Source organism: bacterium (genome assembly GCA_016703265.1).
In the GTDB taxonomy this organism is placed as follows: domain Bacteria; phylum Krumholzibacteriota; class Krumholzibacteriia; order LZORAL124-64-63; family LZORAL124-64-63; genus CAINDZ01.
Map to the genome: position 1 here is coordinate 222,031 of JADJCK010000001.1, position 22,773 is coordinate 244,803.

Sequence of the window (22,773 nt, forward strand, 5' to 3'; positions counted from 1 at the left end):
ACGCCCCGGCGGACGACGACGAAGACGACGACCAGCGTTGACGGGAGACGGAAACTTGAAGAGGGAACTGGAAGCCCTGCTGTTCGCCGCCGACAGCCCGCTGACCATTGCGAGGCTGAAGAAGATCTTCCCCGAACGCGAGAACGCGGAGATCCGCAGCGCCATCTCCGAACTGGAACAGGATTACACCGCGGCCGGCCTGGCCTTCACGGTGGTGGAGTTCGGCGGCGGCTGGCAGATCGCCACGCGGCCCGAGTATGCGCCGCTCGTGGACAACCTGCTGAAGTCGCGGAGCTTCACGCGCCTGTCCAAGGCGGGCCTCGAGGTGCTCGCGATCATCGCCTACCGCCAGCCCATCACGCGGCTGGAGATCGACGAGATCCGCGGCGTCAACAGCAGCGGGGCCATCAGTACGCTGACCGAGCGCAACCTGATCACGGTGGTCGGGCGCTCGCAGACCGTGGGCAACCCGCTCCTCTACGGCACAACGCGCGAGTTCCTGAACCACCTCGGGCTGAAGGGCCTCGGACAGTTGCCCGACCTGCCGGCGCTCGAAGGCGTGCTCGAGGATCGCGAGCAGTTGAAGGAGTTCGCCAGCCGCATCGGCCGCGAGGTCACGGACGAGGAGCTGGAGGAATACTTCGCCGCGCCCGTGGCGCACGTGCAGGAACCGACGCCGCCGGAGCCCGACGGAACGGACGAGCCGGAAGCCGGGGCGGAGCCGGAATCGGAGTCGGCTGAAGCCGACGTCGATCAAGAGCCGGACGGCGAAGTGCAGGATGCCCCCGACGATGCCGGTGACGATGAAGCCCGCTGACCCCGGCATCCGCCTGAACCGCTTCCTGGCGCGGGCCGGCCACGGTTCGCGCCGCGCCGTGGAAGAGCTTGTGGTGGCCGGCCGCGTGGCGATCAACGGCGAGGTCGTTACCGACCTGGGCCGCCGCGTGGATCCGGCCGCCGACCGCGTGGCGGTCGATGGCCGGCTCGTGCAGATGCCCGATGATTTCCGCGTCTATGCCTTCCACAAGCCATTGGGAATCGTTTGCACTCTCAAATCGCAGACGGGCCAGCCGGCGCTCGACGAGTGGCGGCGTCTGGCTGAACTTCCCGAGCGATTCGTACCGGTCGGGCGCCTTGACCAGACGTCTTCCGGGTTGCTCCTTTGGACCGACGACGGCGAGCTCAACCAGGCGCTCTGCCGACCGCGGTCCGGGGTCTGGAAGTCCTACGAAGTCGAACTCAGTATGGTCCTGCCCGACGCGCTGCTGCCGAAGCTGACCGGCGGCGGGATCGTGCTGGACGGGCGGCCCTGCCGACCCTGCCGCATGCGACCGGGCCACCGCCCGGACGGGCGGCACTGGGTGCTGGAACTGCACGAAGGTCGCAAGCGGCAGATCCGGCGGATGTTCGGCGCGGTGGGTTTCAACGTGACGGCGCTGCACCGCGTGGCGGTGGGCCCGATCACCCTGGGGCGCCTGCACCCGGGCGATTTCCGGCGCCTGTCGGCGGCGGAGGTCGAAGCCCTGCGGGGCGCGGTATTCGGAACGGGTAAGGGTCGGGAGCGTCCTCGTCGCGGCGGGGGCGCCAGGGATGGCGGCTGACCCGGCGGCGGACGCACGGGACGGCCGAACCGAAGCCGGAGGCAAGCATGATCGACTTCAAGGGCCTGTTCCGACCCGGAATCATTGCGACGCGTCCCTACAGTCCAGGAAAGCCCATCTGCGAGGTCCGTCGCGAACTGGGCCTCGGTTCCGTCATCAAGCTGGCCAGCAACGAGAATCCGGAGGGCCCGCTGCCCGAGGTTCTCGAGGCGATCGCCCGTGCCGCCCGCGACCTGAACCGCTATCCCGATTCATCCGCCTTCCGGCTGCTCGAGGCGCTGTCCGCGCATCTCGACGTCGAGCCCGGCGAGATCATCCTCGGCAACGGCAGCAACGAGGTCATCGACATCCTCATCCGGGCCCTGGTCACGCCCGGCGAGAACGTGGTCTACAGCGAGCACAGCTTCATCGTCTACGCCCTGACGACCATGGTCCATTTCGAGTGCGGGCGCGCCGTGCCGCTGACGGCGGACGACCGGCACGACCTGCCGGCGATGGCCGCCGCCATCGACGATCGCACCAAGCTCGTGATCGTCTGCAACCCGAACAACCCGACCGGCACCTACAACACGCTGGAGGAGTTCGTGTCCTTCCTGCGCGCGGTGCCGAAGCGGGTGGTGGTGGCGGTTGACGAGGCCTATTATGAATACGTCACCGCGCCGGACTACCCGCAGACGTTGTCCCTGCGCGAGGAGTACCCGAACCTGGTGGCCCTGCGGACCTTCAGCAAGATCCACTCGCTGGCCGGGCTGCGCATCGGCTATGGTGTCGGGCACGCCGACCTGGTCACCGAGCTGCACAAGACGCGCGAGCCGTTCAACGTGAACTCGCTGAGCCAGGCCGCGGCGCTGGCCTGTCTCGAGAACTGGCGCGTGGTGCCCGAGCGCGCGCTGCGCAACGAGCGCGAGCGCGAACGGCTCGCGGCGCAACTGAAGGGGCTGGGCTTCCGGGTCACGCCGAGCCAGGCGAACTTCCTCCTGGCGCGCTGCGACGGGAACGCGGGACAGCTGACCACGGCCCTGCTGCACAAGGGCGTGATCGTGCGCCCCATGCACGCTTTCGGACTGGGAGAGGGCGCGCTCCGCATCAGCGTGGGGCTGCCCGAAGAGAACGACCGCTGCGTCGCTGCACTGAGGGAGATCCTGTCCTGATGACGGACCCGCGCCTATCCGGCACCAACCCGTTGACCGCCCGCCAGCCGGGGCAGGCGACGACCATCGTCCAGGTGGGCGCCGTGGCCTTCGGCGGCCCGCGCGTGGTGCTCGTCGGCGGCCCCTGCGCCGTCGAGGGCCATGCCCAGGTTGGTCGCGCGGCGCGCGTCGTGCGCGAAGCCGGCGGCTCCATGCTGCGCGGCGGAGCCTGGAAGCCCCGCACGAGTCCCTACGATTTCCAGGGCCTCGGCGCCGAGGGCCTGGCGCACCTTGTTGACGCCCGCGAGGCCACCGGACTGCCGTTCGTGACCGAGGTGCTCGATCCGCGCGACGTTGAACTGGTGGCCGAGAAGGCCGACATGCTGCAGATCGGCAGCCGCAGCGTGCAGAATTTCCCGCTGCTGCGCGAAGCCGGCCGCAGCGGCAAGCCGGTGCTCCTCAAGCGCGGCATGATGACGACCGTCGCCGAATGGCTGCACGCCGCCGAACATGTCCTGGCCGCCGGCGGCCGGCAGATCGTCTTCTGCGAGCGCGGCATCCGCACGTTCGATCCCACGCTCCGCAACACGCTCGATGTGGGCGCCGTCGCGGTCCTGCGCGAGCTGACCCATTTCCCCGTCATCGTCGATCCCAGCCACGCCGCAGGCGAGGCGCGCTTCGTCGCAGCCCTGGCGCGGGCCGCCGTTGCCGCGGGCGCCGACGGCCTGCTTGTCGAGATGCATCCCGACCCGGCCGCCGCCCTCAGCGATGCGGTGCAGAGCCTGACGCCGGAGCAGTTCGCCGAACTCGCTGTGTCGTGTCGCGCCGTCGCGCGCGCCATCGGCCGGGACCTGTAGCGATGGCCTTCCGCCACCCCGAAGACCTGCCTCCCGGCGATGCCGGCCTGCTGCCAGCCGACGCGGTGATCGCCGTCGATGGCCCCGCCGGCTCGGGCAAGTCCAGCACCGCCCGCGCCCTGGCCGAGCGCTTCGGCCTGCTCTACATCGACACGGGCGCCATGTACCGCGCGCTGACGCACGCTGCGCTGGCGGCAGGCGTCGACCCCGCCGACGAAGCGGCGCTGGCCGCGCTGCTCGGCCCGGTGGATCTCGCTCTGCGCCCATCCGGCGGGGAAACCACCGTGCTCTGGGACGGCGGCGATGTCTCACGGGTCATCCGGACGCCGGAAGTCGAGGCCGCCGTCTCGCAGGTCAGCAGTCATCCGGAGGTGCGGCGCCTGATGGTCGAGCGGCAGCAGGCGCTCGGTCGCCGGGGCGGCGTCGTCATGGAGGGCCGCGACATCGGCAGCGTCGTGTTCCCGCTGGCGACGGCCAAGATCCACCTGACGGCGACCCCCGAAGCCCGCGCCCGACGGCGGCATCTGCAGTTCCGGCAGCGCGGCGTGGAAGTCGACCCGGTGGCCCTGGCCGCCGAACTGGCCGCGCGCGACCGCCAGGACAGCGAACGGGCTACGAGTCCGCTTCAGATCTCGCCTGACGCCATCGTGATCGACAGCAGCGATCTCAGTTTCGAAGAGCAGAACGAACTGTGCGCGCGGGCCTGCCTGGTCAACCCGACGCTCGACGCGGCGATCGACCATGACCCCGATCGCGCGCGCCGCGAATTGCCGCCGCAATATCGGCTCGCCTACGGCGTCATGGGCACCATCGCGCGTTTCTATGGCCTGAAGGAGTACGGCAACGCGGGACGGCCGGCGCCGCCCGGCTGCATCCTTGCCGCGAATCACATCAGCTTGTGGGACCCGATCCTGGTGGGCGCGACGTTCCGGCGCTCGCGCGTCCATTCCCTGGCCAAGGCTGAGCTCTTCCGGCCGTCGTGGCCGATGGGTCGTTTCCTTCGCTGGCTGGACTCGATCCCGATCCGACGCAAGGGGTACGACCGGAACGCCTTCAGCGAGGCCACGGCCGGACTGAAGCGCGGCGCCAACCTGCTGATCTTCCCGGAAGGAACGCGGCAGGCGATCGGGCATCCCGGGCTGGTGCGCAGCGGGCTCGGGATCCTCGTCCAGGAGTCGCGCGCCCCGGTTACGCCCATCTTCCTGCGCGGAGGTTACGGCCGCCGTTGCGGGGGCTCGCTCGACTCGCCGCTGGAGATCTGGTACGGCCCCATGCTCCGCTGGCACGCCGTGGATGACCTGCTGCTCGAGATGGACAGGCGCGTGGTCTCCGAGCGCATCGGACAGTTGTGCCGGGCCGCGTGGGGGGAACTCCAGGCGCGCAGCTACCACCAGCATCCGGTCACCGAATTCGAGAAGACGTTGGCCGAAAAGCAGTTGCGCCAGTTTGCGGCGCGTCAGGCCCGTGTTTTCCGCCAGTGAGCCTCCGGCCTTCCCGGACTTGCCTTAACCGACCGCTTGGAATATATTTGGCGACTCGCCGGGCCACTCGGTCCGGTGCGTTCATCTGTCACCAGGAGGCAACCGTTCATGTCTTTCAACCCCGCTTCCGATTCCGACGGGCCCCGTCGGTCGGCGGGCCATTCTTCTTACCGCCCGCGCGGCAAGGGGAGCCTGAATCACGACGACGACCAGGACGACAGCGGCGGCGGCGACGAGTTCCGCACGCCCTCAGCGCCCAAGCTCAGCACGGAGTACACCTCCGGCTCGATCGTCAATCTGGACTACCATGGCGACGACGGTAAGTTCGACGAACTGTCCGGCGCCGAGATGCTCGCGCTGATCAACAGCTATGAAGAGACCCTGACGGACATCCAGGAGGGCCAGATCCTCAAGGGTACCGTCATCGAGGTCCGCGAGAACGAAGTCCTGATGAACATCGGCTTCAAGAGCGAAGGCGTCATCAACCGCGAGGAATTCGGCTCGGCGATCATCAACGTGAACGACACGTTCGATGTGTTCCTGGAGAAGCTCGAGAACCTGGACGGCCTGGTCGTCCTCTCGAAGGAACGCGCTGACTTCCTCAAGGTCTGGGACAAGATCAAGGTCGCGCACGAAGCCGGCGAAGTCGTCACCGGCCTTGTGGACCGCCGCATCAAGGGCGGCCTCGTGGTGAAGCTGTGGGGTGTCGACACGTTCCTGCCGGGCAGCCAGGTGGCCCTGCGCCAGGTGCCGAACCTGGAGGACATGATCGGCGAAGAGATCCAGTGCCGGATCATCAAGAAGAACAAGCGCCGCCGGAACGTGGTGGTCAGCCGCCGTATCGTTCTCGAGCAGGAGCGCGAGTCGAAGAAGAAGAACCTGATCTCCGAGCTGCAGAAGGGCCAGGTCCGCAAGGGCGTCGTCAAGAACATCACCGACTTCGGTGCGTTCGTCGACCTCGGCGGCATCGACGGCCTGCTGCACATCACCGACCTCAGCTGGGGCCGTGTCAACCACCCCAGCGAAGTCGTGGCCATCGGCCAGGAGATCGAGGTCAAGGTCCTGGACTTCGAGCAGGAGCGCGAGCGCATCAGCCTCGGCCTCAAGCAGCTCCAGTCCTACCCGTGGGATCACGTGGAAGACCGGTACCCGGAGCAGGCCATCGTGCGCGGCCGCGTGGTGAGCATCACCAACTACGGCGCGTTCGTCGAGCTGGAGAAGGGCGTCGAGGGCCTCATCCACATCAGTGAGATGAGCTGGACGCGCCACATCAAGCACCCGTCGAAGGTCGTCTCGATCGGCGACGAGGTCGACGTGATGGTGCTGAAGACCGACAAGGCGAACGAGAAGATCAGCCTGGGCCTCAAGCAGTGCGAGAGCGACCCCTGGCTGACCCTGATCGAGCGTTACCCGGTCGGCTCGGCCATCGAGGGCAAGGTCCGCAACCTGACCGATTTCGGCGCCTTCGTCGAGGTCGAGGAAGGCATCGACGGCCTGGTCCACATCTCGGACATGAGCTGGACGCGGCGCGTGCGTCACCCGAAGGAGCTGCTCAAGCGCGGCGACTCGGTGAAGGTGCAGATCCTGGACATCGACACCTCGAAGCGTCGCATCAGCCTGGGCATCAAGCAGCTGCAGGACAATCCGTGGCCCGACCTGGCCGACCGCTTCCCGGTTGGCCACGACGTGAGCGGAACCGTCAGCCGCATGCTCGATCACGGCGCCATCATCGAGATGGGCAACGACCTGGAAGGCTTCGTGCCCCTGGGCCACCTGGGCATCCCGAAGCTGGACAAGCCGCAGTACTACTTCCGCGAGGGAGAGGCCTGCGAGCTGAAGGTCATCAAGATGGACGTCGAGAACCGGCGGATCGTGCTGTCGATCGCCGAGCGCCTGAAGGAGGACGGCAACGACGCCGTCGAGGCGTTCGTCGCGGCGCACCCGCGGCTCGAGGACGTTGTCCAGGCCGAGGCGGCCCTGGCGGCGGCCGGCGAGCTGCCGGAGAAGTCCGCGGTCGACGACGACTATGCCGACGAGGTCGACTACCCGGCTCCCGGCCAGTAGGCCGGCCGGGGCGTCAGCCTCTGCCAATCAGCGGCCGGAAGCACCGGTCGCCCGCCGGAGGGGCGGGGTTCAGGCCCCGCCCCTCCTTGCTTTTGACCGGGCACCGCCGCCCGGCGCGAAGGACGGCATGGACGCACCGCTGCAGCAGCTGCAGATGACGCTCCCGCGGTCGCTGTCCGCGCCGCTGCCGTCCGCCGCTCCGGCCGTCGTCCGCGATGCCGACCGGACCCTGCGCGTCGCCTTCCACACCCTCGGCTGCCGCCTGAACCAGTACGACACCGAGAGCCTGCGGCTGCGCCTCGGCGAGCTGACGCCGATGCGCGTGGTGCCCTGGGACGAGCCGGCCGACCTCTACATCCTGAACAGCTGCACGGTGACGGCCAAGGCCGAACACGAATGCCGTCGCCTGGCCCGCCAGGCCAAGCAGCGTCACCCCGGCTGCCGCGTGGTGGTGGCGGGCTGCTACGCCCAGACGCAGCCGGAAGCGCTGGCGCGCCTGCCCGAGATCGACGCCGTTGTCGGCAACGCCACCAAGGACGACGTCGCCGCCTGGCTGCCGGCGGCACTGGGTGAAGCGGGCCCGCGCGTGCAGGTGGCGCCGTTCGCGGCCCAAACGAAGTTCTACGCCCCGCTCGTGGACGCGTTCCCGGGGCGCAGCCGCGCCTTCGTGAAGGTGCAGGACGGCTGCAACCTTCGCTGCACCTACTGCGCCATCTGGCAGGCCCGCGGACCCGGCCGCTCGCGAAGCACGGCCGACGTCGTCGCGCAGCTCGAGCGCCTGGCCCGCGCCGGCTACCGCGAGGCGGTGCTGACCGGCGTCCACCTGGGCGGCTGGGGCCGCGACACGGGCGAGGGGCGCCTGCCCGACCTGGTGCGCCGCTGCCTCGCCGAGTTGCCCGACATGCGGCTGCGCCTGAGCAGCATCCATCCGAACGAGGTGGGCCCGGCGCTGCTCGAACTCTGCGCGACGGAGCCCAGGTTGCGGCCGCATCTCCACCTTTCCCTGCAGAGCGGCTCGGACAGCGTCCTGCGCCGCATGAAGCGCCCCTACCGCGGTGAAGGTGCGCGGCGGGCAGTGGCGGCCGCGGCGTCCCTCGGCGACCATTGGGGGATCGGCGCCGATTTCATCGTCGGCTTCCCGGGAGAGACCGACGCCGAGTTCGCCGACACGCTGCGCCTCGTCGAGGACCAGCCGTTCAGCTATGTGCATGTGTTCCGCTATTCGGCGCGTCCCGGCACCGTGGCGGCCGGCCTTGCCGGCGCCGTGCCCGGACCGGTGGTCTCGGAGCGCGCCGCGGCCCTTCGCGAACTGTCCGGCGCCAAGCGCGCACGGTTCCGCAGGCTGCTGCTCGGCCGCGCCTGCGAGGCCATCGTCGAGAACGGCAGCGAGGTGCCCGGCTGCCACCAGGCCACGACCGACAACTACGAAACGGTGATGATCCCGATGGTGGACGGCGACGGCCTTCACCCGGGGGCGCCGGTCAACGTGCGCATCGAACTCGAACAGGACGGCCGGCTCTACGCCCGTGCCGTTTGAGGATACCGCCGATGGCTTCGTTCCAGGATTCCCTGCCCGACCTCACGCGACCGGCCCCGGCCGCCGCGACGGGCGCCGCGGTCTACATCGAGACCTACGGCTGCCAGATGAACACCTACGACAGCCACGCCATCGGCGGGTTGCTCGAGGGCGCCGGCTTCCGGCTCGTCGACAACGAACTGGCCGCCGACGCCGTGCTGCTCAACACCTGCAGCGTGCGTGAACACGCCGAGCACAAGGTGATCAGCCGCGTCGGCGAGTTGCGCTTGCGCCGGCGCGAGGCCGACCTGCCACCGGCTGTGATCGGCATCTGCGGCTGCATGGCCGAGCGGCTGGGCGACGACCTCCGCAAAGGGACGCGCGCCGTCGACCTGGTCGTCGGCGTGGACAACTACGACGCGTTGCCGGGCCTGCTGCAGGGGCTGGTCGGCCCTGCCGCCGACGACGACGACAGGAACCGCGACGGCGCCCCGCGCCGCATGAAGAAGGGCGGCTCCACGATCACCGGCCACCGGCTCGACGCCCACTACGTGGCCCCGCCCGACCTGTACCCGGTCAACAACAGCCACCTCGTGACCATCCACAAGGGCTGCGACTACAAGTGCACGTACTGCATCGTGCCGATGACGCGCGGGCCGCAGAGCGAGAAGGCGCCCGACGTAATCGTCGCCGAGATCGAGGGCATCGTCGCCCGCGGCGGGCGCGAGGTCACCCTGCTGGGCCAGAACGTGACCGCCTACCGCTGGGACGACGAACTGGACTTCGCGGGGCTGCTGTCCCGGGTCGCGGCCATCGACGGGCTGGAGCGGATCCGCTTCCTGACCGGGCACCCGCGCGACATGCACCGGCACCTGATCGACGCCATCGGCGCCCTGGGCGCCAAGGTCTGCCCCTGGCTGCACGTGCCGGCCCAGAGCGGCTCGGACACCGTCCTGCGGCGCATGAAGCGCCTGTACACGGCCGGCGAGTACCTGGACATGGTCGACTACGCCCGCCGGGTGATCCCCGGGGTCACGTTCTCGTCGGATTTCATCGTCGGGTTCCCGGGCGAGACGGACGCCGATTTCCGGGCTACCCTGGAACTGGTTCGCAGGGTACAGTACGACCAGATCTTCTCGTTCAAGTACAGCGAACGCCCGGGTGTGCCGGCGGCCCGCCTGGCCGATGACGTGCCGCTGGAGGCCAAGAAGGACCGCCTGGCCGAGCTGATGGACGTGCAGCAGGGGATCTGGTCCACCCTGGCCGACGCCCAGGTCGGCGCCGTGGTGGCGGCCGTCTGCGAAGGGCCCGCCCGCCGGCCGGCCGGCGCCTGGCGCCTGCGGACGGCGAACAACCGCAAGGTGGTCGTGAACGGGCCGGAACTTCCGGCCGGCGACACGTTCGACGTGCGGTTGACGGGATGGGAAGGGACAACGTTCTTCGGGGAGCGCCGGACCGCCTGAGCCGGCCGCGATACCGTGAAAAAGAGGTGCCGACGTGTGGATCGTCAAAGGGTTGTTCTTCCTGGCGCTGCTGTTCTCGCTGGTCTACTTCTTCGTGACCAACAGCGGGCAGTCGGTGGACATCAACCTCTTCGGCAAGTCGTACCTGGGCGTGTCCATGTACTGGGTCGTCGTCGTCAGCTTCATGCTGGGCTTCGGCACCGCCCTGGTCCTGGCCCTCATCCGTGAAGTGCGCCTGCAGCGCGACATGGCCCGCCTGCGCAAGCTGACCCGTGACAAGGACCGCGAACTGGCCGACCTCCGCACGCTGCCGCTGCGCGAGGACGGGACCGCCGCGCTCGTGGTGAAGGAAGGCGACCTTGAGTGACTTCCTGACCTGGCTGGTCGTCGGCAGCGCCGCTGTTGCCGCCGCCGTTGTGCTCTGGCGCATCTGGGTGCGCCCGCGCCCGGAAGCCAATGCCGACGACTACCAGCAGGCGCTGCAGCTGTGGATCGAGGGTGAGCGCGAGGACGCCGCGGCCATCCTCCGCCGCGTCGTGCAGAAGCAGCCCGAGGCCTTCGAGCCGTTCCTCTACCTGGGCAACCTGCTGCGCGAGATGGGCGACGCCGGGCGCGCCGTGGTACTGCACCGCGGCCTGACCATGCGCGGCGAACTGACGCCGGGGCAGAAGATCGCCTCGGGCCTGGCGCTGGCCGAGGACCTCCTGGCGCTGCAACAGTTCACCGAGGCGGGGCAGGTGCTCGACACGCTTCAGCGCCACTCGCTTGGCAACAAGCGGTACTGGCGGGCACGCTTCGCCCAACACCAGGGCGCCAAGGAACTGCCCGATGCCGCCCGCGTGCTCAAGCAGGCTGCCAAGCAGTTGCCCGAACACGACGCCGCCTGGTTCCGCGAAGCCTACGCCAGCTTCCAGCTCGATCGCGCCGTCGGTCACGCGCTCGCCGGCGAGGCCGGGGAGGCGAAGGCGCGCCTGCGCGATGTCGAGAACATGCCCGAGAGCGGCACGCGTGCCGCGCTGGTGCGGGCCATCCTCGCCGCGCGCGCCGACGACGCCGCCGGCGCCCTGACCGAGGCCACCGACAACCTGCTCGACCATCCCGAGGAACTCGACATCTTCCTGCCCCTGCTGCAGGACGCACTGCTGCGCGGCGGACAGTTCACGCGCACCATCCCTCTGCTGGAAACGGCCTGCCTGAGCGAGAACGCGCCGGCTTCATTCGCGATCAACCTGGCGATCCTCTACGAGAAGCTCGACCAGCGCGACAAGGCCATGCGCGTGCTGACCATCAAGACCGGGCAGGCCGACCTGACGCCCGACGTGGCGGCGCCGTACCTGCGCATGCTCGTGCGCGAGAACCCGGAAACCCAGTTCGCCCGCGTGTGGAAGATGCTGCAGATGCCGCGTCCGCCCGTCGACTGGGTGTGCGGCCAGTGCGGGCGTTCGGACCCTCGCGTGCGCTGGTTCTGCCCCGACTGCCGCAGCTTCGGCTCGCACCGCCGCGGCTGGCGCCGTCGCGAGGATTCGTAGCCATGCGCCCCCTGCCGACAGCCCGGCCCGCACGCCGGAAGGCGCTGCCATTGGCGTACGCCGCCGCCTGCCGCGCGGTCCTCGCCGCGTTCGTGCTCGTGCTGGGCGCGGCATTCACAACGGCGGCTGCAGCCGACATCACCCAGGTGGCCGACCTCTTCGCCGCCGGATCCTGGGAACAGGCCCGCGCACAGGCGGCCGGCGACGATTCGGGCGCGCGGCCGGCCGAAGCCCTGCTCTGGCGTTCGCGCCTGGCGAAGGATCCCGCCGCCGCACTGGAACTGCTGCGCGAAGGTCTGAAGCAGAAGCGCCTGGGCAAGCCGGTGCGCGCGCGCCTGGCCCTCGAGATCGCCGATCTCGAACTGGGCCGTGGCCACCCCGCCGAGGCGCTGACGGCGCTGTCGCCGCTCCTGGACGACGGGGGCGATGACCTGCCGGGCCACGTCCAGCTGGTCGCCTCGCGCGCGCTCGTGGCCCTCGGCCGCGGCCCGCGCGCCCGCGAACTGCTGGCGGCCGTCAGGCCCGCCGACCCGGCCTACGCGGAGTCGCGCGCGCTGCTCGGCGACATCGCCATGCTGCAGGGCGATGGCGCCGGCGCGCTGCGCTGGTACGACGCCGCCGACCAGGCCGACAACGGGTTGCGCCGCCGCACCGTGGCCGGGCGCTGCCGTGCGCTGCTGCGCAGCGGCCGCATCCTCGACGTCGAGGCCGCCGAGGCGCAGCTGGCGGCGCTGGATGACGGCTCCCTGGCCCTGGTCGAGATCCGGCGTGCGCTGCGCGAACAGTCGGAGCAGGCCGCATCGCTGCAGTCGCCTTCGGTATCCGGCGCCGCGTCGCGCCCGCTCTCCGAGGCCTCCGCGTCGGAGCGGGCACCGGAGCCCGAAGTCACCGCCCCTGAGCGCGAGGCGCCGGAGCCGCCGGCACCGACTCCCGAAGATGCCCGGCCCGCCGAGGAAGGGCGCTACACCCTGCAATTGGGTGCCTTCACCGATCGCGGCCGCGCCCTCGAGTTCCGCCAGCGTCATGCCGGCAGTGTGCCCGGCCTGGCGATCGAGGAAGGACGCGACCCCCGCGGCCAGTCCGTCTACCGCGCCCGCGTCGGCGCCTGGCCTGACCCGGCATCGGCCGGCGAGGCTGCCGTCGAACTGGGCCGCAAGCTGGGCCTGGACGTGATCGTCGTCGACCGGCAGGCTCCCGCCCGCCCGGGCGGCTGAGCGCCGTGGCCGGCGATCGCCCGACCCGCGCCGGCCGCCAGGCGCCCGAACAGGCCGCGGCGCGGCTGACCCCGATGCTTGCGCAGTACCTCGAGATCAAGGCGCAGCACCCGGGCGCCCTGCTGCTGTTCCGCATGGGCGACTTCTTCGAGACGTTCTTCGAAGATGCCCAGACCCTGGCCCGGGTAGCCGGTGTCACCCTGACCAGCCGCGACAGCAAGAGCGACAACCCGATCCCGCTGGCCGGTGTGCCGCACCACGCGCTCGATACCTACCTGATCCGGCTGCTCAACGCCGGCCTCACCGTTGCCATCTGCGAGCAGACCGAGGACCCGGCCCAGGCCAAGGGCCTCTGGTCAAGCGCGAGGTGGTGGAGGTCATCAGCCCGGGCACGGCCACGACGCCGGAGCTGCTGGACGGCGCCTCGGGGCGTTTCTGCCTGGCCTGGCGGCCGACCGGCGGCGGCAAGGGGGAACTGGGTCCGGGCGCGCCTGCGAGCGGCTGGGCGCTCCTGGACGCCACCACCGGCGAGTTCCGCTGCGGCCTGGAGCGCGCCACGCTGGCCAGCCTGTGCCAGCGCCACCCGGTGCGCGAGGTCATCGTCGGCGAGGACACCGACCCCGAGCGCCTGCACATCTGGCGCGCCGCGCTGCCGGGTGTGGTCATCAATCCGGTCAACACCGCCTGGTTCCACCCGGCCTTCGCGCGCCGCACGCTGCTCGATCATTTCCAGGTGGCCACGCTGACGCCGTACGGCGTGGAGGAGGCCGCGCGCGAGCCCGCTGCGACGGCGGCCGGGGCCGTGCTGCGCTACCTGTCGGCGCTCACGTTGAAGCGCCCGGCCCAGGTCACCAGCCTGCAGTTCAACGCGCCCGGCGACCGCCTGGTGCTCGACGAAGAGACGCTGCGGAACCTCGAGGTCTTCCGCACCTTCCGCGGCGAGCGCGGCCCCGGCACGCTCGTGCACCACATCGACGGCACCGTCACGCCGATGGGAAGGCGCCTGCTCGAGCAGCGCCTGGCTGAAGCATTGACCGACCTCGACGAGTTGAACGGCTGGCATGCCGGTGTCGCCTCGGCGCTCGAGGCCCGGGCGTGGCGGGCCGACCTGCGCGCGGGCCTGCGACGCCTGGGCGACATGGAGCGTCATGCGGCGCGCGCGGCGGCCGGCCGCCTGGGGCCGGCGGGTCTCCGGCAGCTGGGCACGGCGCTCGGGGCACTGGTCGGGCTGAAGGACCTGGCCCTGCGCGACGGCCCGCCCGACCACGCCGTGGCCCGCTGGCTGGGCGGTGTCGGCGAGTTCGGCCCGCTGGGTGTGGCCATCACCGCGACCATCGCCGAGGATGCGCCGGCCACCACGCGCAAGCCGGGCTTCATTGCGGCGGGTGCCGACCCGGAACTCGACAGCTGCCGGGCCGTGGCCGCCGACAGCCGCAGCTTCCTTGCCGGGCTGCAGGCCCGCGAGCGCGAGACATCCGGAATCTCAAGCCTGAAAATAGGTTACAACCGCGTCTTCGGGTATTACTTCGAGGTCACGAACAAGCACCTGGAAAAAGTTCCCGCGCACTACCAGCAGCGCCAGACCCTGGTCAACGCCGGCCGATTCGTGACCGACGAGTTGAAGGACGCCGAGCGCACCATCCTCGAAGCCGAGGAAACCGCCGAGCGCCTCGAGACCGAGCTCTTCCAGGGACTGGTGCGGCAGGTGGCCGAGCTGCTGCCCGCGTTGCGCACGGCCGCCGCCCTCGTCGCGCAGGCCGACCTCATGCTCGGCTTCGCGGAGACGGCCGAACGCCACCGCTACTGCCGGCCCGCCTGCGACGACTCGCTCGAGCTGCGCATCACCGCGGGGCGGCACCCGGTGGTCGAGCAGCTGCTGGGCTCGGACTTCATCGCCAACAACACCGCGCTCGACGGCGAGGGCCACCAGATCGTGCTGCTGACCGGCCCCAACATGGGCGGCAAGTCGACCTACCTGCGGCAGGTCGCGCTCATCACGCTGATGGCGCAGGCCGGCTCGTTCGTGCCGGCCGACGGCGCGCGCATCGGCATCACCGACCGCATCTTCACCCGGGTCGGCGCCTCGGACAACCTCGCCCGCGGCGAGTCGACCTTCTACGTGGAGATGAGCGAAACCGCCCACATCCTGCACCAGATGACGCGGCGCAGCTTGGTCATCCTCGACGAGATCGGCCGCGGCACGGCCACCTACGACGGGCTGTCGCTGGCCTGGGCCATTACCGAGCACCTGTCCGCGCCGGACGGCCCGCGACCGCGCGCGATCTTCGCCACCCACTACCACGAACTGACCGACCTCGAGCGCGACCTGCCCGGCCTGGTGAACTTCCGGCTCGATGTGAAGGAATGGGAGGGGCGCATCGTCTTCATGCACGCGGTGGTCCCGGGCCGCTCGGACAAGAGCTACGGCATCCACGTGGCGAGGCTGGCCGGCCTGCCGGAGGGCGTGCTGCGGCGCGCCCAGGACCTGCTGGCGACCCTCACGGCCGGCGACGAACGGGACCACGACGCCCGCCGGCCCGGCGGGGCCTCGCTGGCCGCCGACGGCCCGGGCGGCCCCGGCGGGCCCTCCGGCCGCCAGGGGCGGGGGGCCGCCATCCAGGCGACCCTGTTCCACGAGCCGGAACGCGACGCCCTGAAGGCCCTCCGGGACCTGGACCTGGAGCGAATCAGTCCGGTTGACGCTTTCATGTGGTTGGCCCGCTTGAAGAACAGCCTCGCCGACCTGTAATTTTTTTCAACCCGCGCGCCCGTCTGCCGAATATCCACCTGAGTCGACAGCCACGCGTGACGGAGGGCTTGCCTCCTTCGCGCCCGGAACCGCCTGCCGGCGGGCGCCCGCGCCTGCCTCGAGAGGTGCCTTGGCCGAGATCATCAAATGGCCGGTCGTCCTGGTCACGCCGGGGGAGGATGAACTGCCCCTGCTGGCGGAGCTGTCCGCGCGTCGCGATGCGCGGATCGTCGCCGTGCTCGATCCGGTCGGCACGTCCATCGGCGCGGGCCTGGCCGAGATCATGGGGCTGCCCGTGATCGCCACGCTGGCCGAGCTGCCGCCGGGCGGCGCGCGCTGGCTGGTGCACCCGCCGCTGAACGACCTCGTGGCCTCTCTGGTCGACGAAGCAGCCGCGCTGGGGCTGGAGCCGGTGCTGGCCCGCGATTTCGCCGACCAGGTCTCGGGCCCGCGGCTGGCAGCAGCGCCGCTCGAGGCGACCGAGACGGACTTCGAAGAGGCGCTCTCCGGCCTGACGCGTGCTGCGGCCCGCACGGGCCAGGCGGCCGACCTGGAATTCCTCGAGCTGGAGACGGCGGCCATCCACCGCACGCTCAGCCGCATCGAGGAGGCGCTCGACCGCGAGGCCCTGCTGCGCTGGCTGCTCGGCCTGGCCACGCGCGCCACCGGCGCCACCAGCGGCTCGATCATGCTGCTCGACCACGAGGCCGACGAACTGTACGTGGCGTTCGCCTACGGGCTGAGCCAGAGCACGATGCACCGCACGCGCGTGCGCCTGGGCGAGGCCGTGGCTGGCCGCGTCGCCCGTACGCGCCAGGCCGAGCTGGTCTGCGGTCCGATCCACCCCGGGGCCGATCGCGACCGCGCCGACCTGCAGTCGGCCGTGTGCGCCCCGATCCTCTGGGACGGCAGCGTGCTCGGCGTCATCAACGTCTGCACGGCCGAGGGCGAACCTTCGCTCGACCGCGACGCCGTCACCACGCTCGAGAGCCTGACGCACCGCTTCGGGCTCATCCTCGACCGCTTCCTGCACATCCAGAGCACGGGCGACCGCCTGCTGCTGCGCGAGGTGGAGGAGCGCTTCACCCGCGACACCGGGCTGCCCGAGACGCTGGCCAGCACGCTGTGCGCCTGGGCGACGGACATCCGCGAAGTGGCGGGCGCCGACCAGGTGAGGCTCGACATCCTCACCTCGGACGGCGACCTGTTCTGCGCCACGCCCGAGGGCACGCAGTACGAGGCGCCGCCGGGCGACATCAAGGGCGAGGTGCTCAGCCGCGGCCGCCCGCGCGTGCTGCACGGCGGCGAGGCATTCGCGCTCCACGGCAACGACGGCCGCGAGACGACCGTGTTCCACCTGCCGGTGGGGCGCGATCCGCTGCGGGCGCTGCTCAGCCTGACGTTTTCGTCGGCCTCGCGTGCGCATCACTTCCACGGCGTGAGTTCCGAGATCCTGCTGCTGCTGAACCGCCACCTGACCGGGTTCCTCGATCGCGCCGCCACGGCCGACCAGCTCGACCGTCTGACCACGCTGGCCGCTGCGCTTTCCGAACTGGGCGCGGCGCCCGGCGGCGCGGCCACCGGCGAACGCGTGCTGGCCGCGGCCCGGCGCCTGACCGGCGCCGGCCAGGCCCTGCTGCTGACCGGCGAGGAGATGCTGGCCCCGGGCCCGGGCGAGACCGAGACGCCCGAACAGGAACTGCGGCGCGAGGCGGCGCGGCTGCTGAACGACGCCGGCCGCGGCGGCTGGCAGACCACGGTGCTGGAGGCGACGCTCGGCACCTCCGACCCGGCGCCGCGCTCGGTCCTGGCCGTGCCCCTTGGCGGCAGCGACGCCTTCCCCGGCCTGGTGCTGCTGGACAAGCGCCGGCTGCACCCGCTCGACGGCGCCTCGTTCACCGAGTTCGACGCCCTCTTCGCGCGTCGCCTGCTGCCGCTTCTGGCGGACCGCATGCGCCGCCGTCCCGAGTTCGACCCAGGTGACACCGAGGCGCTGGCCGACTGCCTCGAGCCGGTGATGCCCGACCTGGCGAGCACGGTCATCGCGGCGGCGGCCACGCGCGGCGCGCTGGCGGAGATCCTGCGCCGCGAAATGGATCGCTGCGACCGCTACCACACCATGCTCGGCCTCGCGGCGTTCCGGCCGAACGGCCCGGGCGTCACGCGCCATGCCGAGCCGGCCGAACTGGTCTCGGCCATCGAGCGCCACCTGCGCAGCAGCGACCACATCGCCTGCCTGGAGGACGGCACCGTGCTGGTCATCGTGCCGGAAGACATCCAGTCGCTGCCGCGCCTGATGAAGCGCGTCTGCGAGCTGATGCGGAACCTCGCCGGCCAGCCCGCGCTTGACGTGCGCAACGCCTCGCGGGTGTACCCCGGCGGCGGCGACACGCCCGAAAAGCTGCTGCAGGCCGTGCTCGCGGCCCTTGCCTGAGCGGCGCTTCCGCGCCGGTTGACGCCCCTGCCCGCCACGGTTACCCTTCCGGATCGCGGACGCCGCGTACGGCGAGCCGCCATCACATCTGCGGGTCCATTCGCGGGCCAGGGACGGCATGAAGGGCAAGATGGCAGAGGAACCGGGCAGGATCAGGGTGCTCGACGGAGCCACCATCGACCGCATCGCCGCCGGCGAGGTCGTCGAACGGCCGGCGTCCGTCGTCAAGGAACTGGTCGAGAACAGCCTCGATGCGGGCGCACGCCAGATCTCGATCACGCTCGAGGACGGCGGCCTGACCTCGCTCACCGTCGACGACGACGGTCACGGTGTCGCGTTCCGCGACCTGCCGCTGGCCTTCGAGCGTCACGCCACGAGCAAGATCACGACGGCTGCCGACATCATGAGCGTCGGCACCTTCGGCTTCCGCGGCGAGGCCCTCGCGAGCATCGCCTCGGTGGCCCGCGTGCGCTGCGTGAGCCGCACCGTCGACGCGGACATGGGCGGCATGCTGGAGATCGAGGGCGGCGAGATCATCCGCCGCGAGCCGGCGCCGCGCAACCGCGGCACCACCATCACCGTCAGCGACCTCTTCTACAACACGCCCGCCCGCCGCAAGTTCATGAAGACCGGTCAGGCAGAGAAGCGCGCGGTGATGCGCCTGCTTACGCAACTGGCGCTGGCCAACCCGGACACGCGCTGGCTGGTGCGCGCCGAGAACGAGACGCTGCTCGACCTGCGGCCGGCCTCATCGCTGACCGACCGCGCGCGCGACCTGCTGGGCGCCTCGGTCGTGGCGCACATGGCGCGCTTCGAGAACGCCAAGGGCGGCTTCAGCGTCAGCGGCCTCGCGTCGCGCCCGACCTGGACGCGCGGCAACCGTGAACAGCAGTTCATCTTCGTCAACCGCCGCCCGGTCGACAGCCCCGCGCTGTCGCAGGCCATCGCGCAGGCGTTCCGCGAGTCGATCCCGGCCGGCCGCCACGCCGTGGTGATCGCCTTCCTGCAGGTGCCCACCGGCGAGGTCGACGTGAACGTGCACCCGGCCAAGACCGAGGTGCGCCTGCTGCTCGAACGCGAGATCTTCGGCCTGCTCAAGGGCGCGCTGGTGGACGGCCTGGGCCTGCGCCGCGCCGACGACATGCGTCCCTGGACCGGCGAGCCGGCGCCCGATCCCGAGGCGCCCGAGTTCCGCAACCTGCCGCCGCACGAGGCGGCCGAGCGGCTCGCGAAAGCCCAGGACGACTACCTGCGCCGCCACTTCCAGCGCGGCGGCTCGGCCGGCTTCGAGTTCCGCGGCGTACCGCGCGGCCAGGCCGAGCTCTTCGGCGCCTCGGCATTGAGGGTCGCGCCCGCGACCGCCGGCAGCGATGGCGCCGAGACGACCTACGGCGCGCCGACCGGCGAGTCGTACCCGACCGGCGACCTGCCCCTGCACGCGGCGCCGTTCTGGCAGCTGCATCGCACCTACATCGTCACGCAGATCCGCGGCGGCCTCGTGCTCATCGACCAGCACAACAGCCACGAACGCATTCTCTACAACGAGGCGCGCAAATCGCTGACCGGCGGCGGCGTGCCCACCCAGCAGCTGCTGTTCCCGGCGCACCTCGAACTGACGCCCGGACAGGTGCAGGCCTGGCAGGCCCACGCCGGCCAGCTGAAGGCGATGGGCTTCACCATCGAGCCCTTCGGCGGCCACAGCATCCTTGTGCAGGGCGTGCCGGCCAGCCTCAAGAACTGGAACGAGGGACGGCTGCTGCTCGACATCCTCGACGACCTGGCCTGGGACGACAAGCCGAGCCAGGAGAATCAGGTCGACCTGCTGGCCAGCTACGCCTGCCATGCCGCCGTGCGCGCGGGCGAGCCGCTGACCATCCCCGAGATGCAGAACCTGGTCGACCAGCTGTTCGCCACCGACCAGCCGCTTAGCTGCCCGCACGGTCGGCCCACGCTGATCCAGTTCACGCTGGCGGACCTGGAAAAGCGCTTCGGGCGCGCCTGAGATGGAAGCTGGCCGAGCCGCAGGCATCTGCCCGGTCATCGTCGGGCCGACGGCAGTCGGCAAGACGGCACTGATCACCCGGCTTGCGCGTGAACTCCCCGTCGAGATCATCAGCCTCGACAGCCGGCAGGTCTATCATGGCCTGCGCATCGGCACGGCGCAGCCGAGCGCCGAGGAGCTGGCAATCTGCCCGCACCACCTGATCGACTTCCTGCCCCCCGAAGAGACGTATGACGCGGCGCGTTATCGCGCCGATTTCTGCCGCGTGTACGGCCAGGTCACGGCACGCGGCGGGCGACCGGTCGTCGTGGGGGGCGCCGGGCTCTACCTGACGGCGATTCGCGAAGGATTCTTCGACCTGGGCGAGGGCGGCCGGCCCCTGCCTGAAGTGCGCGCCGAGCTCGACCAACTGGGCGACGACGAGATCCGCCGCCGCCTGCTGGCGAAGGACCCCGCTGCCTGGAGCCGCATCCACGGCAACGACCGCTACCGCAGCCAGCGCGCACTGGAGATCGGCGAGGTCGCCGGCCGGCCGATGAGCGAGCTGGCCGCGGCGCAGAAGCCGGACCCGGCGCTGGGACTCGAGTTCCCGGTCTTCGTGCTGGAGCGTCCCGTCAAGGTACTGGATGCGCGCATCGCGGCGCGCACGCGGGCGATGCTGGCGGGCGGCTGGATCGAGGAGACGCGGGCGCTGCTGGCCCGGCATGATCCGCAGTGCCCGGGCCTCGGCTCGCTGGGGTATCGCGAGATCGTGGCCCATCTCGGCGGATCACTGGCGCCGGCGCAGCTGGAAGAGGCGATCGTGCGCGTGACCCGCCAGTATGCCAAGCGCCAGCGAACCTGGTTCCGCAAGGTCGAGGCCCAGGGGCGGGGCTTGCCGGACGCGCCGGCGCTGGCGGCGGCGATCATGGAGGCCGCGCGGCGGCCGGCGAGCGGCGCCGCTGCGCCGGGAGCGCCTTCACCAGGACAATGACGCAGACCTGAATGGATCAACACCCCGACCCGGGAGGACCCGCATGCTTCGTCGCCTCGCCGCCCTGACGCTACTGCTGTTCGTGTGCTCCCCGGGCCTCGCCCATGCCGGGAAGGACCCGGTCGAGCAATTCGAGCGCGCCTACGCCAAGTCCGACTGGAAGAAGGCCGGCCCCCTGGCCATCGAGGCCTACCAGTCCCGGGGAATCACCAATCCCCTGGGGATCGAACAGCTGCAACGCATGGCCGAGGCCTGTGACTACGCCGGCGAGCACGAGTGGGCGCTGGACTTCCGCACCTCGGTCACCTTGAACGAAGATCGGATGACCTACGCCCGCGCCGGCGAGACCTTCAGCGAACTGCAGGCCAACACGCGCTACGCGATCGAGCACAACATAACGGTGAAGTGGTACTCCATCTGCAAGTGCCTGTTCGCGGCCGAGAGCGGGGATACGCTCGGTGCCTTCGTTCCCTACCTGGCGGAACTGCCCCATTACCGGGGACCGATGCACGGCCTGTTCACCAAGGCGATCGAGACCTACCTGTGCCCGGCGATCGGAACGGCCGTAGCTAGGGGCGACGTGGAGTTCCTGCGCCAGGTGCTGCCCGCCATCACCGAGAAGGACGACATGCCGGAGCGGTGGCGCCCCGTGCTCGTGGCCGCTTTCGAAAAGGTCGGCGATCCCGCCGCAGCCGTGCGGCGCGCCTGGGCCGACGTCTTCGCGTGGGGCAATCCCGGCGAGCCCTTCGACACGAGGGGCCTGCCGCACCTGGCCGAGAAGGCGGGCGAGGTTGCCTACCGCAATCACCTCACGAAGGACATCCCCCCGGTGGCGGCGGGCTGGGCCCGCCACCTCGACGGCGACGACGCCGGCGCGCTGGCCGACCTCGCCGTGGCGGCGGCGGCGCCCCATGGCGAGAACGCCACGAGCCCGAACCACGACCGCTGCCTGGCCATGGCGCTGGCCGGGAAGATCTGCGAACAGAAGGGCGACCTGCGGGGCGCCCTGTCGTGGTACCACCGCCTCACCTGGTCTGACTTCGACCAGGTCAACTCCCGCTACCTGGGCCTGGCGGGCGTCGACGGTCCCAGCCCGTTCGCGTACTGCCGCCTGCATGGCCTGATGGGCGCGGTGGACCAGGCCCGCGTGCTGCTGGCGATGAACCGTCCCGGTCCGGCCGCTCACGAGTTGACGGCCCACATCGACATGACGAAGGACATCCGCGACGAGGTCCACAACCGTCCGCCGCTCTTCGACGCATGGGCCGACGTCAGCGCCCGGCTCGAGGCCCAGATGTCGGGCACGGCCTTCAAGCAGCCGGACTCGCTCGGGTTCTACAAGGACGACCTCATCGTCGATGCGCAGGGCCAGTTGACCCCCCGCGAACCGGCCGCCCGCATCGATGCGCGCGTGCGCGTCGGCCATGAGGTGTTGCAACGCATCCACGCCGACGTGGACGCCACCGCCCGGTTCGAGGCGGAGCAGGCCGAACTGGAGGAGGCCGAGCGCGCCCTGGCGCGCGCCGAAGCCGCCGGGTCCGCGGCGGCGCGGACGCAGGCCTTCCAGTTCCTGGAGAAGGTGCGCGACGGCAGGTGCATCCGCTGCAAGGGCACCGGGAGCCTGTACGTGGCCCCGAACGTCACGCAGGGCTGGGTCTACAGCGAGGTCACCAAGGAGAGGGTCGACACGACCGAATACGCGTCGGGGTACACGAAGGTGTGCCACTGGTGCAACGGGACCGGGCAGCGCTGAACGCGAA

Annotated in this window: 16 protein-coding genes; all 16 read left to right on the forward strand. The window is 70.7% G+C overall.

The features are described 5' to 3' along the window. The first annotated feature begins 55 nt into the window (after nt 1-55). Nucleotides 56-817, forward strand: coding sequence for an SMC-Scp complex subunit ScpB (scpB, locus tag IPG61_01030; protein ID MBK6732685.1), 762 nt, complete (start codon nt 56-58; stop codon nt 815-817). Next, the gene (locus IPG61_01035; GenBank protein MBK6732686.1) at nt 780-1,601 is read left to right on the forward strand and encodes an rRNA pseudouridine synthase; all 822 of its coding nucleotides are present in this window, start codon (nt 780-782) and stop codon (nt 1,599-1,601) included. Before scpB ends, IPG61_01035 begins: the two co-directional genes overlap by 38 nt. 47 nt (nt 1,602-1,648) lie before the next feature. Continuing rightward, on the forward strand, nt 1,649-2,752 hold the full coding sequence (locus IPG61_01040; GenBank protein ID MBK6732687.1) for a histidinol-phosphate transaminase: 1,104 nt from the start codon (nt 1,649-1,651) through the stop codon (nt 2,750-2,752). Continuing rightward, nucleotides 2,752-3,588 (forward strand): 3-deoxy-7-phosphoheptulonate synthase, encoded by an 837-nt coding sequence (aroF, locus tag IPG61_01045; protein MBK6732688.1) that lies wholly within the window; start codon nt 2,752-2,754, stop codon nt 3,586-3,588. The genes IPG61_01040 and aroF overlap by 1 nt, the downstream gene beginning before the upstream one ends. A 2-nt stretch (nt 3,589-3,590) precedes the next feature. Beyond that, nucleotides 3,591-5,069 carry a (d)CMP kinase gene (locus tag IPG61_01050; protein MBK6732689.1) on the forward strand — a complete coding sequence of 493 codons (1,479 nt, stop codon included), beginning with the start codon at nt 3,591-3,593 and terminating at the stop codon, nt 5,067-5,069. Nucleotides 5,070-5,177: 108 nt separating this feature from the next. After that, nucleotides 5,178-7,133, forward strand: a complete 1,956-nt coding sequence (locus IPG61_01055; protein MBK6732690.1) for a 30S ribosomal protein S1 — start codon at nt 5,178-5,180, stop codon at nt 7,131-7,133. Nucleotides 7,134-7,260: 127 nt separating this feature from the next. Continuing rightward, the gene (gene mtaB / locus IPG61_01060; protein MBK6732691.1) at nt 7,261-8,670 is read left to right on the forward strand and encodes a tRNA (N(6)-L-threonylcarbamoyladenosine(37)-C(2))-methylthiotransferase MtaB; all 1,410 of its coding nucleotides are present in this window, start codon (nt 7,261-7,263) and stop codon (nt 8,668-8,670) included. Nucleotides 8,671-8,681: 11 nt separating this feature from the next. Continuing rightward, entirely contained in the window at nt 8,682-10,112 is a 1,431-nt protein-coding gene (miaB, locus tag IPG61_01065; GenBank protein MBK6732692.1) for a tRNA (N6-isopentenyl adenosine(37)-C2)-methylthiotransferase MiaB, read from the forward strand. A gap of 34 nt (nt 10,113-10,146) precedes the next feature. Continuing rightward, on the forward strand, nt 10,147-10,479 hold the full coding sequence (locus IPG61_01070; protein ID MBK6732693.1) for a LapA family protein: 333 nt from the start codon (nt 10,147-10,149) through the stop codon (nt 10,477-10,479). Beyond that, nucleotides 10,472-11,641 (forward strand): hypothetical protein, encoded by a 1,170-nt coding sequence (locus tag IPG61_01075; GenBank protein MBK6732694.1) that lies wholly within the window; start codon nt 10,472-10,474, stop codon nt 11,639-11,641. Before IPG61_01070 ends, IPG61_01075 begins: the two co-directional genes overlap by 8 nt. A gap of 50 nt (nt 11,642-11,691) precedes the next feature. After that, the gene (locus IPG61_01080) at nt 11,692-12,855 is read left to right on the forward strand and encodes an SPOR domain-containing protein (GenBank protein ID MBK6732695.1); all 1,164 of its coding nucleotides are present in this window, start codon (nt 11,692-11,694) and stop codon (nt 12,853-12,855) included. A gap of 370 nt (nt 12,856-13,225) precedes the next feature. Continuing rightward, on the forward strand, nt 13,226-15,604 hold the full coding sequence (mutS, locus tag IPG61_01085) for a DNA mismatch repair protein MutS (GenBank protein MBK6732696.1): 2,379 nt from the start codon (nt 13,226-13,228) through the stop codon (nt 15,602-15,604). Nucleotides 15,605-15,734: 130 nt separating this feature from the next. After that, complete coding sequence (locus IPG61_01090) at nt 15,735-18,038, forward strand: GAF domain-containing protein (GenBank protein ID MBK6732697.1); 2,304 nt, start codon at nt 15,735-15,737, stop codon at nt 18,036-18,038. Between the two features lie 130 nt (nt 18,039-18,168). Further along, complete coding sequence (gene mutL, locus IPG61_01095; protein ID MBK6732698.1) at nt 18,169-20,040, forward strand: DNA mismatch repair endonuclease MutL; 1,872 nt, start codon at nt 18,169-18,171, stop codon at nt 20,038-20,040. A gap of 1 nt (nt 20,041) precedes the next feature. Further along, complete coding sequence (gene miaA / locus IPG61_01100; GenBank protein MBK6732699.1) at nt 20,042-21,013, forward strand: tRNA (adenosine(37)-N6)-dimethylallyltransferase MiaA; 972 nt, start codon at nt 20,042-20,044, stop codon at nt 21,011-21,013. Between the two features lie 43 nt (nt 21,014-21,056). After that, entirely contained in the window at nt 21,057-22,766 is a 1,710-nt protein-coding gene (locus tag IPG61_01105; GenBank protein MBK6732700.1) for a hypothetical protein, read from the forward strand. Nucleotides 22,767-22,773: the final 7 nt, after the last annotated feature.